At 59.6% G+C, this 15,983-nt stretch carries 14 protein-coding genes and 1 pseudogene; 13 read left to right on the forward strand and 2 right to left on the reverse strand.

Annotation, left to right across the window (positions count from 1 at the left end; genetic code table 11):
- The 3 genes from VRB54_RS09405 (at nt 1) to VRB54_RS09415 (ending at nt 3,999) form a co-directional block, all read left to right on the forward strand.
- Complete coding sequence (locus tag VRB54_RS09405; protein ID WP_338480522.1) at nt 1-882, forward strand: GNAT family N-acetyltransferase; 882 nt, start codon at nt 1-3, stop codon at nt 880-882.
- A gap of 69 nt (nt 883-951) precedes the next feature.
- Nucleotides 952-2,229, forward strand: a complete 1,278-nt coding sequence (locus VRB54_RS09410) for an FAD-binding oxidoreductase (protein ID WP_338480524.1) — start codon at nt 952-954, stop codon at nt 2,227-2,229.
- A gap of 132 nt (nt 2,230-2,361) precedes the next feature.
- Nucleotides 2,362-3,999, forward strand: a complete 1,638-nt coding sequence (locus tag VRB54_RS09415; RefSeq protein WP_338480525.1) for an ABC transporter substrate-binding protein — start codon at nt 2,362-2,364, stop codon at nt 3,997-3,999.
- A gap of 14 nt (nt 4,000-4,013) precedes the next feature.
- Here the strand turns inward: VRB54_RS09415 and VRB54_RS09420 are convergent, their stop codons facing one another.
- Nucleotides 4,014-4,892, reverse strand: coding sequence for a LysR family transcriptional regulator (locus VRB54_RS09420; protein WP_338480527.1), 879 nt, complete (start codon nt 4,890-4,892; stop codon nt 4,014-4,016).
- A 158-nt stretch (nt 4,893-5,050) separates the two neighbouring features.
- Here VRB54_RS09420 and VRB54_RS09425 point away from each other — a divergent pair, with 158 nt between their 5' ends.
- From VRB54_RS09425 to VRB54_RS09465, 10 genes and pseudogenes are all read left to right on the forward strand, one after another.
- Complete coding sequence (locus VRB54_RS09425) at nt 5,051-6,088, forward strand: amino acid ABC transporter substrate-binding protein (RefSeq protein WP_057009089.1); 1,038 nt, start codon at nt 5,051-5,053, stop codon at nt 6,086-6,088.
- 35 nt (nt 6,089-6,123) lie between these two features.
- A complete protein-coding gene (locus VRB54_RS09430) occupies nt 6,124-7,278 on the forward strand; it encodes an ABC transporter permease subunit (protein WP_338480529.1) in 1,155 nt (384 codons plus the stop codon).
- A 2-nt stretch (nt 7,279-7,280) separates the two neighbouring features.
- Entirely contained in the window at nt 7,281-8,375 is a 1,095-nt protein-coding gene (locus VRB54_RS09435; RefSeq protein ID WP_338480530.1) for an amino acid ABC transporter permease, read from the forward strand.
- Nucleotides 8,372-9,142, forward strand: coding sequence for an amino acid ABC transporter ATP-binding protein (locus tag VRB54_RS09440; protein WP_338480531.1), 771 nt, complete (start codon nt 8,372-8,374; stop codon nt 9,140-9,142). The genes VRB54_RS09435 and VRB54_RS09440 overlap by 4 nt, the downstream gene beginning before the upstream one ends.
- The gene (locus VRB54_RS09445) at nt 9,139-10,107 is read left to right on the forward strand and encodes an isoaspartyl peptidase/L-asparaginase (RefSeq protein ID WP_338480532.1); all 969 of its coding nucleotides are present in this window, start codon (nt 9,139-9,141) and stop codon (nt 10,105-10,107) included. The genes VRB54_RS09440 and VRB54_RS09445 overlap by 4 nt, the downstream gene beginning before the upstream one ends.
- 8 nt (nt 10,108-10,115) lie before the next feature.
- Nucleotides 10,116-11,267, forward strand: coding sequence for an alpha/beta hydrolase (locus VRB54_RS09450; protein WP_338480533.1), 1,152 nt, complete (start codon nt 10,116-10,118; stop codon nt 11,265-11,267).
- Between the two features lie 243 nt (nt 11,268-11,510).
- Nucleotides 11,511-12,857: an OprD family outer membrane porin gene (locus VRB54_RS09455; protein ID WP_338480534.1), complete on the forward strand. Its 1,347-nt coding sequence runs from the start codon at nt 11,511-11,513 to the stop codon at nt 12,855-12,857.
- A 127-nt stretch (nt 12,858-12,984) separates the two neighbouring features.
- Nucleotides 12,985-13,761, forward strand: a pseudogene (locus tag VRB54_RS24515) (MCP four helix bundle domain-containing protein); the annotation flags it as partial.
- Complete coding sequence (locus VRB54_RS24520; RefSeq protein ID WP_422396096.1) at nt 13,753-14,616, forward strand: methyl-accepting chemotaxis protein; 864 nt, start codon at nt 13,753-13,755, stop codon at nt 14,614-14,616. The pseudogene VRB54_RS24515 and the gene VRB54_RS24520, both read left to right, overlap by 9 nt.
- A 62-nt stretch (nt 14,617-14,678) precedes the next feature.
- On the forward strand, nt 14,679-15,011 hold the full coding sequence (locus VRB54_RS09465; protein WP_338480536.1) for a hypothetical protein: 333 nt from the start codon (nt 14,679-14,681) through the stop codon (nt 15,009-15,011).
- Nucleotides 15,012-15,055: 44 nt separating this feature from the next.
- Here the strand turns inward: VRB54_RS09465 and VRB54_RS09470 are convergent, their stop codons facing one another.
- The gene (locus VRB54_RS09470) at nt 15,056-15,832 is read right to left on the reverse strand and encodes a hypothetical protein (RefSeq protein WP_338480537.1); all 777 of its coding nucleotides are present in this window, start codon (nt 15,830-15,832) and stop codon (nt 15,056-15,058) included.
- Nucleotides 15,833-15,983 lie beyond the last annotated feature (151 nt).

Raw genomic sequence — 15,983 nt, forward strand, 5'->3', positions numbered from 1 at the left:
ATGAAAACCCTGCATGCCGCATCAGCGGACCCTCAATTGATGCCCTTGCGCGCAGATCATCTGCCGCAGGCGGTCGATCTGTCACGCGCCTTGGCGTGGCCATACCGTGAGGCTGACTGGCGCTTTGCCTTTGAGCTCGGCACCGGTCTTGCCGTGGAGGCAGAGGGCCGACTGGTCGGCACTGCACTGTGGTGGCCGCAAGGCGAAAGCCACGCCACGGTAGGCATGATCATTGTGTCGTCAGCCATGCAGGGCAAGGGCATCGGGCGCGCGCTGATGGACGGTTTGTTGCAGCGCACCGGCGAGCGCACGCTGATGCTCAATTCCACTCAAGAGGGCCTGGCGCTGTATACCCGCCTGGGGTTCATCGCCCACGGGCAGATTTATCAGCATCAGGCGTTGCTGGATCAGGCGTCTCATTTTGCCGCCCCTGATGGGGCACATGTCAGGTTCATGCAGGTCGAGGATGAGCCGTCGGTGCGACAGCTGGACAGGGCTGCCACCGGCAGGGATCGCAGCGCATTGTTAAGTCACTTGTTCGACATCGGCAGCCTCCTCGTGGTCGATCACGGTGATGGCGTGGCGGCTTATGCCTGCGCGCGCGAATGGGGCCGTGGCGTGGTGATCGGTCCGGTGATTGTCAGCGGGCCAGAGGCCGTGCCGGACGCCAAAGCGCTTATCGCCACACTCGCCGAGTCTCATCGAGACCGTTTCATTCGCATCGACGTGACCGAAGACAGCGGCTTGTCACCCTGGTTGAGCGAGAACGGCTTGCCCTGCGTGGGTCATGCGAAACCCATGGTGCGCACCACGCACGCTTTCCCGAACACGGCTGAAACGGATGCGCATTTGTTTGCCCTGTCCAACCAGTCGATCGGCTGACCCCGGCAACCGCTGCAAAGCCTGTATGGCACCAATGGCTCAATTACCCTCAGAGGATGGATGTTGCGTATGAAGATGATGCCCTACTGGCTGGATACCGCTCCCAGGTTTGCCGCGGGTGAACGTGACGCGCCCAGTGGTGAGGTCGACGTGGCAATCGTCGGCGCCGGGTTTACCGGCCTGTCTGCTGCCATTGCGCTGGCCAAAAAGGGCGCAAAGGTCGCGGTGTTCGAGGCCGGGCTGGTCGGCAACGCAGCGTCAGGACGCAATGGCGGGATGTGCAACAACGGCTTTGCGCAGGACTACCATGCGTTGTCGACCGCTATCGGGCGCGAGCGCGCGAACCTGCTGTATCGCGCCTTTGACGCTGGCGTCAGTAAAGTGGAGTCACTGATCACGGAAGAGAACATTGACTGCAGCTTCAAGCGCGTCGGCAAGCTCAAACTGGCGGCAAAGCCTGAGCACTTCGACAAGCTGGCCCGGTCCCAGGCGCTCATGGCACAGGAATGCGACCCTGACACCTCCATGCTGACGCGCGAGCAGTTGAGCGGCGAAGTCGGCACAGACCGTTATTTTGGCGGGCTGCTCTTCGGCAAGAGTGCCGGCATGCACGTGGGCCGCTATGGTCAGGGGCTCGCCGAGGCCGCCGCCCGACGTGGCGTGCGTATCTATGAGCAGGCGCCGGTGCTTGGCCTGTCCCGTCAGACAGGCACCGTGCATCAGGTGAAGACGCCACGCGGCGAGGTCCGTGCCAAACAGGTTTTGCTGGCGACCGGCACGTCTGCCGTTGGGCCGCTTTCCTGGTTTCGCCGACGCATCGTACCGGTGGGGGCCTTCATCATCGTCACCGAGCCCTTGTCCGTCGAGATGCTCGACCGCCTGGTGCCGAGTCGGCGCATGTACACCGATACGAAAAACTTCGTTAACTACTTTCGCATCACGCCGGACAACCGTTTGCTGTTCGGGGGCCGTGCGCGCTTTGCCACGTCCAACCCTGCCTCCGACGCGAAAAGCGGCGTCATCCTGCAAAAAGCGCTGATCGATATCTTCCCCGAGCTGAGCGGTACGCGCATTGACTACTGCTGGGGAGGCATGGTGGACATGACCCGCGACCGGCTGCCCCGTGCCGGTGAGCACGACGGATTGTTCTACTCCATGGGTTACAGCGGCCACGGCACGCATATGGCGACCTACATGGGCGCGATCATGGCCGAGGTGCTTGATGGTCGTGCCGACCTCAACCCATGGCGGGACTTTAATTGGCCCGCTATCCCGGGGCATTTCGGCAACCCATGGTTTCTGCCGTTGGTGGGCGCCTATTACCGGTTTCAGGACCTGGTGCGCTAAGTCGCGACCTGGATCGTTGCACGCTGCACGCTAGTTACATTGATGTTGGCATCACCGTCGTTCGCGTTTGAAAGGACGTTCCGCTCAGTCGGGACACGCCGTTTTTCTCATTTTTCGACAGGTACAACTGAAATGACCGACACCGAAATCGACTCCCAACTGATCAGCGGCCAGGAAAGTCTGCGCGTCTTCGAAAGCCTGAATCGTGATGTCTCTCGACGCAGAACGCTGCAGATGCTGGGACTCGCCGGTGTCGCCGCCGCCGGGGCCGGTAGCCTGTTCGGCGCCGCCGGCAAGCTGCTCGCCGATGAAGCGGCCGCCCCCGGCAAAGGCAAGCCCGGTGGACGGATCCGCGTCGCCGGCATGAACAGCTCCACCGCTGACACCCTCGACCCGGCCAAGGGCTCCGGCTCTACCGACTACACGCGCCATTACATGTTCTATAACGGGCTCACGCGTTTCGACAGTCACATGGTGCCGCAGCTGGAGTTGGCCGAGCGCTTTGAGACCACCGATGCCACGCTCTGGGTGATCACCCTGCGAAAAGAGGTGACCTTCCACAACGGCAAGCCCCTGACGGCGGCCGACGTGGTGTTTTCGTTGTTGCGGCACAAGGACCCCATCTCCGGCTCCAAAGTCCTGTCGCTGGCAGAGCAGTTCAGCGAGATCAAGGCGCTTGGTCAAAACGAAGTGCAGATCCGCCTCACTGGCCCGAACGCCGAGCTGATGTCGATTCTCGCGGTGTCGCACTTCCTGATCGTGCCCGAAGGCACCACCGACTTTAACCTGGGCATCGGCACGGGACCGTTCAAGGTCAAGGAGTTCAAGCCCGGCGTGCGCTCGATTGCCGTGCGCAATACCCAGTACTGGAAACCGGGGCTGCCTTACCTGGATGAAATCGAATTCATCGGCATTGCCGACGAACCTTCAAGGATCAACGCGTTGCTCTCGGGCGATGTGCATATCACCAATGAAGTCGACCCGCGCTCCACCGTACGCATCAAGGCCAGCAACACGCACAAGGTGATTTCATCACCCTCGGGCAACTACACCGACCTGATCATCCGGCAGGATCAACTGCCAGGTCAGAATCCGGACTTTACCCTGGCGATGAAATACCTGCTGGACCGCGAGCAAGTCGTATCCGCCGTGTTCAGGGGCTTCGCCGTGGTCGGCAACGATCACCCGATTGCGCCCAACGCGCGCTACTTCAATGCCGCGCTGCCGCAACGCGCCTATGACCCGGAAAAAGCCAAATTCCTGCTGAAAAAAGCGGGTATGGAGAGCATCACCATGCCGTTGTTCGCCTCGCCGGCGGCCACCGGCTCGGTGGAGATGGCGGTGCTCCTGCAACAGTCGGCCAAGCAGGTCGGGCTCAAGCTCGACGTCAACCGGATGCCAAGTGATGGTTACTGGAGCAATCACTGGGCCAAGCACCCGCTGACGTTCGGCAACATCAACCCACGGCCGAACGCCGACGTGATGTTTTCGCAGTTCTTCAAATCGAACGCCCCGTGGAACGAGTCCGCCTGGAAGAACGAGCAATTCGACCAGTTGCTGCTGCTGGCCCGTGCCGAAACCGATGACGCCAAGCGCGGCACCATGTACGCGGACATGCAGACACTGGTGCACGATCATTGCGGCATTGGCGTACCGGTGTTCATCAGCAACATTGACGGTGTCGATCAGCGCATCAAAGGCTATGGCGCCAATCCGCTGGGCGGTTTCATGGGCTACATGTTCGCCGAGCAAGTCTGGCTGGATGCCTGATCGAGGCGGTGCAATCAAGCACCCGCCAGACGCGCCCATAACGCTTGCGCCTGCGTATTGCGGTTACCCAGCCAGCGCACCAGTATGACCTCGAGATGGTCAGGCTCCATTTGTGGATACAGCCTGACCAGCTCGCCCTGTTCAATCATCCCAGCGACCATGGTGTGGGGCATGCAAGCGACACCGTGGCCGTTGGCGACCATGGATTTGAGCGCCTCGGACACCGTCGCTTCGAATACCCGTTGCAGGCGTTCTGGTTGAGGGTGGCGACTGACCTGGGTGCGCGAGAGTTCGTGCAATTGGGCGCTGCGCGAGTAGGTCAGCCACGGGATCGGGCCATCTGACTGAGTGCAATGCTCAGCCAGTTGAGGCGTTGCAACCCAGTAAAGCTCGTCGTGACCCAGCGACAGTGTTTCGAACTCCTCACGCTGGGCGTAAGCCTGCGATTCAGCTTCCCGATAAAACAGGATGAAGTCGCAGCGGCCGGACAGCAGTGCCATGTAGTAATCATCTGTGCTGCGATAGCTGGTGTCGATGCGGGTAAACACCTGTTCGCCTGGCGGCATTGCGTGGCTGATCCACTCTGGAAAGAAATTGCAGGCCAGGGTGTGCAGCGATGCGAAGCTCAACGGGCAGTCGAGGATCTTCACGCTCTGCTCACAGTCGCGCGCCAGACGTACCAGTTCCAGGGCGTTCGGCAGCAGGGCCCGGCCGGCGACTGTCAAACGGATGGGGTTCTTGCTGCGGTCAATCAGGACGGCGCCCAGGCGCGTTTCCAGCAATTGGATGCGCCGACTCAAGGCTGACTGCGATGAGCCACGCATGCTCGCAGCGGCGGTAAATTTTCCCGTGTCTGCCAATGCGAGGAAATCCTCATACCACTCAATATCCATAGTTATTCCAATAGTCGATAGGCCGAACTGGAAAGTGAATCAATCGGCGCTAACGTTACCTTTCGATGGCTGGTTATTGTATTGACGAACCCAAGCCTGCAAAGACCCTTTGGGTGCATCGTCGATCATAAGAACAACTACCGCTCTGGGGCAATGTTATGCATAAAGTGAATGGTCTGAACGCGTTGCTCAAGACGTGCTCGCTGGCGTTGATCCTGTTCGGCGCCTGCACGGCACAGGCAGGTGTGCTGGAAAACGTAAAAGCGCACGGTAGCCTGCGTTGTGGCGTCGCCAGCGACAAACCGGGGTTTTCGATCATCGATAACCAGGGCCGATGGACCGGCATGGATGCTGACCTTTGCCGAGGCATCGCGGCTGCAGTGCTGGGCGATGCGAACAAGGTGGAGTTCATTGCTACCACCGGCAAAAACCGTTTCACCGCGCTGGCCTCTGGCGAAATTGACGTGCTGTCGCGTTCCACCTCATGGACGGCGGACCGCGTGGCGAGCCTGGGCGTCGACTTTACGGCGATCTGGTTCTATGACGGGCAAGGCTTCATGACGCACGCCGAGGACAAGATCGCCAAGCTCACCGACCTGGCAGGCGCGACCTTTTGCTTGTCGCCAGGCACCACCTCTGAGCAGAACCTTGCAGACTATTTCGGCAAGCGCGGCCTGACCTTCCGCACGGTGGTCATTGAGAAGAGCCCTGAACTGTTCGCCGCCTTCCAGAAGGGCCGGTGCAATGCCATCACCAACGACATGTCCGGCTTGGCGGCGCGCCGCGCGTTGTTCAACAAACCTGACGATTACCCGCTGCTGCCCGAGGTCATTTCCAAGGAACCGCTGGGGGCCTACGTCGCGCAGGGCGATGCCGTGTGGCGCAACATCGTGACCTGGACCGCCTATGCGTTGATCACGGCCGAAGAGCTGGGCGTGGACTCCGACAACGTCGATAAACTGCACGCGGACAAAACCGCGTCAGCCGATGTCGCGCGTTTGTTGGGCACCGATGGCAACGTCGGCAAGGCGTTCAGCCTGGACAGCGATTGGGCGTACCGGGCGATCAAACAGGTCGGCAACTACGCGCAGATTTATGACCGTAATCTCGGCCCACAAACCGGTTTGAACTTCCCCCGTGAAATGAACCGCCTCTGGAAAGACGGCGGGTTGTTGTATGCGCCACCGATCCGCTGAGTGGCCAACTTCAATCAACGCAACGGGATGTCGTCATGCTGACCCAACGTTTTAACCGTGTACGCCTGCTGAGTGCGCTGCAGCAGGGGCTCGTGCTGCTGCTGGTTGTGCTGGTGTTTTATGGCCTGGCACACAACGCAAGCCTCAACCTCAAAGCCCTGAACATTGCGTCCGGTTTCGGCTTTCTGACGGACCGGGCAGGCTACGACATCAGTTTCCAGCTGATCGACTACGTGCCCTCCGACACCTACGGGCGGGCGTATCTCGTTGGCCTGCTCAATACCTTGCTGGTGTCAGTCATCAGCATCGTGCTGGCAACGCTGATCGGTGTGCTGCTGGGCGTTGGCCGGGTTTCGGAAAACTGGCTGGTCAATCGCCTGTGCGGGATGAGTATCGAGTTTCTGCGCAACGTGCCGTTGGTGGTGCATCTGATCTGGTGGTACGGATTGATGCTCGCACTGCCCGGCGTCCGCCAGGCTTTCTCGCTGGCAGACGTGTTTTTCCTGAGCAACGCGGGCCTGCAGGTGCCTTGGCCGCAGCAGGGTGCAGCGGTCGGCTGGGGCCTGGTGTTAATGGGCGTGGGCGCACTGTCCGCCATCGTCGCCTTCAAGTGCCGTGATGCCCGTGCCCGCTGGCGTGGTTTTACGCCACGCCGCTGGCCCTGGGTGCTGGCGTGCGCGTTATTGCTACCCATGCTGGTGTACGCGATCAGCGGTACCGCGTTGCACTGGGACGTGCCGACCCGCCAGGGCTTCGGGTTTCATGGCGGTGCCACCCTGGTGCCAGAGTTGCTGGCGCTGTGGCTGGCGCTTTCTTTCTACAGCGCCAGTTACATCGCTGAAACGGTGCGTGCCGCCATCCAGGCGGTGCACCGAGGCCAGTACGAAGCAGCGAAGGCGCTGGGCTTTGTGCGAGGCACCGCCATGCGTCAGCTGATTGCACCGCAGGCGCTTTACGCCATGGTCCCGCAAATAACCAACACCTACATGAACATCGTCAAGAACTCATCGCTTGGCGTTGTGGTTGGGTTCATGGAACTGGTGTCGTCGACTGGCGGCACCACGTTGAACCAGACGGGGCAGGCTATCGAATGCATTGTGCTGGTGATGGCGACCTATTGCGTGATCTGCCTGGTGATTTCTCTGGCGATGAACGTCTACAACTATCGCATCGGCAAGCGGGGGCACTGAGCATGAACGAATTGACTCATATCGTCCCGGTGCGTTTGCCACCGCAGTCGACCCTCTCAGTGCGCGTCTGGCGCTGGGTGCGCCAGTCGATGTTCCCCAGTGTCGGCCACTCGTTGCTGACCCTGCTGGTGCTGGCCCTGCTGGCATGGTGCATTCCCAAGGCGCTCAACTGGCTGGTGCTGGACGCGACGTTCGTCGGCAGCACCCGCGACGCCTGCAACCCTAACGCCGCCTGCTGGTTGCCGGTCATCGAGCGCTGGAATCTCTTCGTTTACGGTTTCTACCCGGAAGCTCAGCGCTGGAGAGTCAACCTGGCATTCCTGCTGGCGGTCGGCGCGTTCGTCCTGTTGTTCTTCAAGCGTCTGGACCGCCGTGCCTTGCTGGCGTACCTGGTGATGTTGCCGCTGTTGATGTGGTGGCTGCTCAAGGGCGGGGCAGGTCTGCCAGGCGTTTCGTCAACGCAGTTTGCCGGCATGACCGTGACCGTGATGCTGGGCACCATCGGCATGATTTTCGCGCTTCCGCTGGGCATTCTGCTGGCGCTGGGGCGGCGCTCGAAGAAGCCGGTCATCCGCCTTCTCTGCGTGCTGTACATCGAGCTGGTGCGCTCGGTACCGGTGATCAGCCTGTTGTTCATGGCATCGCTGATGATCCAGTTGTTCCTGCCGCCGGGCGTGGCGTTCGACATTCTGCTGCGGGTGCAGGTGGTGCTGATTCTGTTCACCGCGGCCTACATGGCCGAAACCGTACGCGGGGGCTTGCAGAGTCTGCCCAAGGGGCAATACGAGGCGGCGCAGGCGCTGGGCTTCGGTTACTGGAAAACCATGGGGCACATCATCCTGCCGCAGGTACTCCGGCAGACCATTCCTCCACTGTTGACCCAGTTTATCGGCCTGTTCAAGGAAACCACGCTGGTGATGGTTGTCGGCGTGCTGGACATCGTCGGCATCGCCAGCAGCACGGCCGCGTCGGCTGAATGGGCGGGGCATGACCACGAGATCTACATCTTCCTCGCCCTGTACTTCTTCATTATTTGCTTCGCGTTGTCGCGCTATGCCCGCCATCTCGAAAATAACCTGGAGCATGACCGCTCATGAACATTGCCAATCACACCGATGTCGGCCCTGTCGTGCGTATCGAAAACCTCAACAAGTGGTACGGACAGACCCACGTGCTGCGCGATATTTCACTGTCGGTGGCACCGGGTGAAAAGCTGGTGATCTGCGGGCCTTCGGGCTCCGGCAAGTCGACACTCATTCGTTGCATCAACCAGCTCGAGCAGCACCAGCAGGGCACGATCGAAGTCCTGGGCCAGGCACTCGACGGCAAGCGTCTGGAGCAGTTGCGTCGTCAGGTGGGTATGTGTTTCCAGAGCTTCAATCTGTTTCCGCACCTTACGGTGCTGAAGAACTGCACCCTTCCTCAAACGGCCAACCTGGGTGTGCCGGTGGCCGAAGCCATCGAGCGCGCCTTGCAATTGCTGGACAAGGTGAAGATGCGTGATCACGCCAACAAGTATCCCTCGCAACTCTCCGGCGGCCAGCAGCAACGTATCGCCATCGCGCGCGCACTGTGCATGCAGCCACGGATCATGTTGTTCGATGAGCCGACCTCTGCACTGGACCCGGAAATGATCGCCGAAGTGCTTGAGGTGATGACCGACCTGGCCGAAGACGGCATGACCATGATCTGCGTGACCCACGAAATGGGTTTCGCCCGCAAGGTCGCCGACCGTGTGGTGTTCATGGATGGTGGAGAAATCATTGAGCAGGCGCCGCCCTCCGAGTTTTTCCATTCGCCGCAGTCGCCACGCACGCAGCGCTTCCTCAACCAGATTCTGAACCATGGGGCGCAGCCGGCATGACATCTCCTATCGCAATCGCGTTGCACGGCGGGGCCGGCGTCCTGCAAGCGGGTGTTTTGAGCGCCGAAGACGAGAACGCTGTGCACGCCAGTCTGCTGAGCGCGCTCAAGGCCGGACTGAGCATCCTGGAGGAGGGCGGCAGCGCGCTCGACGCCGCCCAGGCCAGCGTGGTGGAACTTGAGGAGTGTCCCTGGTTCAACGCGGGCAGAGGCGCCGTATTCACGGACAAGGGCGATCATGAAATGGACGCCGCGATCATGAGCGGCGACCACCGTGAAGCGGGCGCCGTGGCCGGGATACATTTTGCGCGCAACCCCATCAAGGCTGCGCGTGCGGTGCTCGAGCACAGCGACCACGTGCTGTTGTCCGGCGTCGGTGCCGACCAGTTCGTTGCTGCCCAGGCGCTGGAGCATGTCGACAATGCATGGTTCGACACCGAACTGCGCCGCAGGCAATGGCAAGCCCAGCGCATGAACCCGCAAACGCTCAGCCTGGAACCCGGCGGTATCGAGAAAAAGTTCGGCACGGTGGGGGCGGTAGCGTTGGACCGCAGCGGGCAGGTGGCTGCGGCGACATCCACCGGCGGCATTACCAACAAGCGTTACGGACGCATCGGTGATACGCCGCTGATTGGCGCCGGCACCTGGGCCGACAATCGCAGCGCGGCCATTTCCGCCACCGGGCATGGCGAATTTTTCATTCGATGTGCCGTCGCCCACGACATCGCCGCACGCATGCGTTACGCCGGCGCCAGACTGCGCAAGGCGTGCGACCAGGTGGTGCTGGGTGAGCTGAAAGCGTTGGGCGGCAACGGCGGCGTGGTTGCCGTGGCCCCCAACGGTGACACCGCGCTGGTGTTCAATACACCCGGCATGTACCGCGCCTGGCGCGATGCCGAGGGCGGGCTGCATACGGCGATCTACGCCGCAGAGGATCGGTTGCACGTTCAGGAGGCAACGACCTGAGCGTTTTGATGAATGTTGATGTTGTGATGAAGACCCCTTCAACCTGGAGCGCAATGATGAAAATAATAAAAACGTTGAAGAACGCCAAAGGTGTTCTGCTGTGTGTCCCCTTGTCCATCGCACTGTACGGATGTCAGCAGTTACCGCCCAAAGCGGTGATTGCCAACGCCGACGCCGTACTGGATGAACCGGTTAAAAAAGTAGGCAATCAGCAACTGCTGGTCCGTGGATCGAGCGGCGAAGGCGTGATTCCGGTGTTTGCCAGTGGCGATATCAACGCGGTAGCGCCGGACGTCACGAAAGTGTTTATCGTCATACATGGCACGCTCAGAAACGCCGACACCTATTTCGCAACGGGTCAACAGATCCTCGCGGGCGCTGGGTCGTTGGGTAAAGGGGCAATGATGGTTGCCCCGCAATTTCTGACGGCGCCGGATGTGAAAGCCTTCTCGCTGCCTGCCCGGAGTCTGGCGTGGACGCAGGAGGGCTGGAAAGGTGGAGAGGCGGCGGTCGGGCCTGTGCCCCTGAGTTCCTTCGCGGCGCTTGACGCGCTGCTCGAGCATTTTGCCGATAAACGTCTGTACCCGGCGCTGTCCAGCGTGGTGTTGATGGGGCACTCGGCCGGCGCGCAGATCCTGCAACGTTATGCCGTAGTGGGGCGCGCCGATCCGATATTGACGCGTGCCCATATCGATCTTCGCTACGTGGTTGCCAATCCATCCAGCTATTTGTACTTCAGTGACGAACGCCCCGACATCCAGGCTCTTGCCGGCGGTGCGTGCCCGGAAGCGACGAAATGGAAATATCAACTCAAAGACGGCCCCGAGTATGTGTCATCGCAGAATGTGAAAACGCTGGAGTCCGACTATGCCGCGCGCAATGTCGTCTACCTGCTCGGTGAGGCAGACACAGACCCCTACAAGCACTTCATCGATCGGTCATGCGCGGGTATGTCGCAAGGGCCTTATCGGCTCGCACGAGGACGCGCTTATTTCGATTACATGAAAAAGCGGCACCCGGCGCACTTGAAACAGAAGGTGGTCATGGTGCCAGGCGTCGGCCACGATAATTTGAAAATGTTTACATCCAACTGCGGGATGGCTGTGTTGTTTGATCAACCGACACCCAAGACCTGTCCGGTCATCACGGGCGCTAAATAACCAGCGTGGACTCAAAGAGTCTTTTGATAGCGCTCCATGAGTTAGCGCGTCAATAAGACGCTCCGCGTTTGGATACTGGTAGTCAACAGGTCAGAAAGTTCCAGCGTTTCATTAATATCAGGGGTGCCCGTCAGTGAACATCATTGATGGGCTGGCCCGCGGACCCATTCAACTATAAAAAAGCGCCGCTTATCGCTGCGGTGTTAATAAGCCACGTTCGTTGGCACACTATTTGGGGGCAGTATGAACAAGCAAACTCTGGCGGTGGCCATTGCGCTCGCCAACGTATCTTCGTTCAGCGTATATGCCGGCGAAGCAGCAGGCGCAGGCGACTTTATCTCTGGATCCAAGGCAAGCATCAGCTCGCGCACCATGTATTTCAATAACGACAACCGCGCCGGTGGTGCGGATCAGAAGGAAGCCGCCCAGGGACTGCTCTTCAATTATGCGTCGGGTTATACCCAAGGCACCATTGGCCTGGGCGTGGACGCGCAAGTGCTCACGGGGATTCATCTGGACGGGGGCAGGGGGCATCATCCGGATAAAAACACGTTTTCGCCAAGCGATTCGGATGGCTCTGCCGAACAGACCTGGAGTCGCGCGGGCGCCAACGTGAAGGTCAAACTCGCCGATACAACGTTGAAGGTGGGCAATGCGCTAAGTCCTGAACTGCCGATTCTCAATGCCAGCGAAAGTCGTGTGCTGCCGCAGACTTTTCAGGGCGGTATGTTAACTTCCAAAGTACTCAATGATGTAACGCTGAACGTTGGCAAGATCACGGACGCTGTTGGTCGCGCCTCCAGCAATAGTTCCGGGCTGTCTGTATCCGGCGCAACAAAGGACTCCAACAGTTTCCAGTTCGCGGGAGCCGACTGGAAAATTACCAGGAACTTGACCGCTCAAGCCTATCACTCTCAACTCAAGGATTTTTACAATCAAACCTTCCTCGGCCTGGTTTATCTGGTGCCGATTGGCAATGATCAAACCCTGAAAACCGACCTGCGTTACTTCGATAGCAACTCCGATGGCAAGAATGGCCAGGTGGGTTATCGCTTCAACAACAATGGTGGTTACGCAAAAGATGCAGGTGAGGTTTCCAACAAGACATGGAGTGCCATGTTTACTTATGCCCTAGGTGGTCACTCCATCATGGTCGGTCATCAGCGCGTGAGTGATGATGGCGGGTTTGTGTGGGTCAATAATGGAAGCATCGCCGACAGCCGTGGGCGTAACGAGGGACAGGGCGGGTCGGATTTCTATCTGTTCACCAACAGCATGATCAATCAGTTCGCCCGTGCAGGGGAAAATACGACATTCGGCCAATACAGCTTCAACTTCGCTTCCATGGGCATCTCCGGTTTGAAAATGAGCGTCGCCTACTTGCACGGTGATGACATCAAGGACGTGAAAAACGGCAGTGATCATTCTGAATGGGAACGCGACATGCGTGTTGCCTACACCGTGCAGGAAGGACCGCTGAAAAACCTGAGCGCGACGCTGCGACACGGTGCGTATCGAGGCGACGGCTCGGGGGGATCCAATACCGATCAAACCCGCCTTATTTTCGATTACACCTATAACTTCATGTAAGGCCAACGGCAGGAGACGTTGCGTGCAGCAGCGGGGGGAGGTCGTTAGAGCTCAAGGCTTATAGCGGCTCTCGCAACCGACTCCCGCTGATTCGCTATTGGCCTGTATCCTATTGAGTCGACCCATCATGACGCTTCGTAATCTTGGTATCGCGCCGCGTGCCTCACTCTTTTTTGCCTTCATGGCCTTGCTTGTACTGTTCCTCGGTGTAATGAGCCTGGGCAAGATGGCTGACCTGTATCACACGACCCAGTCCATCGTTAAAGGCGGGCTGGCGCCCACTCGCCTTCTGGGAGAGTTGGCGGACACGACAGCGCGTCTTCGCACCATGTCTTATGCGGTATTGGTCAACCGTAGCGCAGGCCAGGCGGATATTGAAAAGTCTGATGCGCGGATCGAAGAGTTGACTAAAAAAGCAAACCGAATAGTCAATGACTACGAGCCGCTGCTCAATGGCAATGAAGAAACGGCCAGGTTTGGCCAGTTCAAGGAAGCACTTGGTCATTATGTGAAGGCCCAGGATGAACTGCGCAAGGCATCGCTGACCAACCGTGAAGATGAGATCCGGGCTTTGATCAAAGGGGATCTCAAGAAGTACTCAAGCCAAATGGCGCCACTGGTTGACTGGCTGCTGGAGGATAACCGCAAGGATTCAGAAGCTGCGGTGATGGCGTCTTCCAGCAACTACCTGACGGCACGTAACGTCATCATCGCAGTACTGATATTGACGGCCGTTCTGACCGCGTTACTGGCCGTTATCCTGACGCGAAGCATTATTCGGCCCCTCAATGACGCCCTACGAACAGCCGAAGACGTAGCCCGAGGTGATCTGACCCAGACTGTGAACATTCAGGGCCGTGACGAGGTGACTCGCCTGCAACAGGCCTTGACCGCTATGCAGACCAACCTGCGCGATACCTTGCAGCATATCTCCGGCTCGGCGACCCAATTGGCGTCGGCCGCCGAAGAGCTCAACGCCGTGACCGAGGAAGGCTCAAGTACGCTCGAGCAGCAGAACAACCAGATCGAGCAGGCGGCGGCAGCCGTCAATCAGATGACCGCCGCCGTGGAAGAAGTGGCCAGCAATGCTGTGAGTACCTCGACCGCGTCGCAACAGTCGAGTGTGGCGGCGATGCAAGGCCGTCAGCGCGTGCAGGACACGGTCAATGCCATTGAGCAGATGACCACCGATGTCGAGGTCACCGCCGAGCAAGTGGGCAGCCTGGCCGGTCAGACGCGCGACATTGGCAAGGTGCTGGAGGTGATTCGCGCCATTGCCGAGCAAACCAACCTGCTGGCCCTCAACGCGGCCATCGAGGCTGCTCGAGCCGGTGAAGCGGGTCGAGGTTTTGCCGTCGTTGCCGACGAGGTGAGGGCGCTGGCTCATCGCACGCAACAGTCCACTCAGGAAATCGAGGTAATGGTCAGCGGCATACAGCAGGGCAGCAGCCAGGCGGTCGCGTCAATGCAAAACAGCAGTGTCCGCGCCCAGGCCACGCTGGGTGTGGCCCGCAGTGCGGGGCAAGCATTGGAGGAAATTACCCGCAGCGTTGACGAAATCTGCGAACGAAACCTGGTGATTGCCAGCGCCGCCGAAGAACAGGCCCAGGTGTCGCGAGAGGTTGACCGCAACCTGGTTAACATCCGTGATTTGTCACTGCTGACATCGGCAGGTGCTCTTCAGACCAACTCGGCGAGCCATGAACTCTCGCGCCTGGCGATTGAGCTTAATCAGAGGGTCATGCGGTTCAAACTATAGATCGCGTCCCGCCTGGCTTTTTCCGAGGGGCCGAACAGTATTTAAAATGGAGTGCTACGGCTATGAAGTATCGGCTTTTATTCTTGATCGCAGGCGTGTTGTCCGTCTCGTCGCTCAACGCTGGAGCGACGGAAATCAAGACGCCTTCGTCACACGTGCAGTCAACGTTTATCGTATTGTGTGATTGCAATACCCACCTGAAGCGCACGCTGGTCCAGCGTGAAATCAATAAAGCCGGCGCAAAGATCCTTTTCACGTATGACAATCTTGGCGGCTTTGCCGTCAGGGCGTCGAAGTCAGATGATCCCGGCCAACTTGAACAAAGGTTGCGTGGCATACCCGGAGTCAAGTCGGTAGAGCTTGATGGCGAGGCCGGCATCAATACCGGGAGCTGAACAGCGGGAGCGCCCGCGCAGAGTTGCGAGGGCGCCCCCGACCGTTACGCCGCAGGCCTGACCCGAAAGGCCAGAAACACCGGGCCTGCGGGAAAGGAGCTGATCTCCAGCTCGTCCAGTGGATTGAGCGTGTTCATGCGGCTGCCGGCGTTGCTGTACAGCGTATGGTCACCCGCGGCGGCGAGGTTGATCTTGCCGGCGGCGGCCTGGATCAGCGTCACCTTGAATCCTTCGGTCACTTCCTCACCTATCGTCAGGGTGACGTCGGTGTTGCTGATGACCAGAATCGATTTGCCTGAATCGGCCATGGTCAGGGGGCGGCTGCCGGTGATCGAGGTATTGGTGTGCACGTGGCCACCGGCGTGGTAGGTCACCATCCTGGGGTCGGCGAAGACGCGCGCGAAGGCGCCCACGTAATTGACGCTGGCGCGCATGTCATCAAATTGCTCGACCACATAGGTGCCGATGCTGCCGGCGGTGTCGGCATCGGAGTCAAACACCCATTTGCGACCGACCATCAGCCCGATCTGGGTGTTGGCGCGCACGCCCGTGCGCAGTTCTTCGAGGTACAGCGTGCCGATCTGGCCGCCGCCCTTGCCCTGCACGTAGGTAAGCCGCGCAATGGAGTGGCTGTTGCCCGTCGGGCTGCCCTGGGAGGTGTCGACCCGATAGTCGACACAGTCTGCCGAGAGGATGGTGGTGGTGGTGTTGGCGTTGGGGGCCCAGGTGAACTCCAGCACCCTGCCGGCCTTGGCCTGTTCCAGTGAGACAGTGGTCTGCGATGTGGTGCTGGAGCCTGACTGCTTCAGATCGTCGGTCATGATACTTGTCCTTAAGTGAGGTGCTTTTTTACTGTTCATCCATACAGTAGTCGTAATGTGGTCGGTGCGCGAGGTGAGGCGACGAACTGCACGAGCGAGCCTCATTTGGCCACAGCTTCGCCATCCTGATGGAACTTCAACTGGGCAACAG

Origin of the sequence: Pseudomonas trivialis (assembly GCF_036864995.1) — a bacterium.
GTDB classification, from domain to species: domain Bacteria; phylum Pseudomonadota; class Gammaproteobacteria; order Pseudomonadales; family Pseudomonadaceae; genus Aquipseudomonas; species Aquipseudomonas trivialis.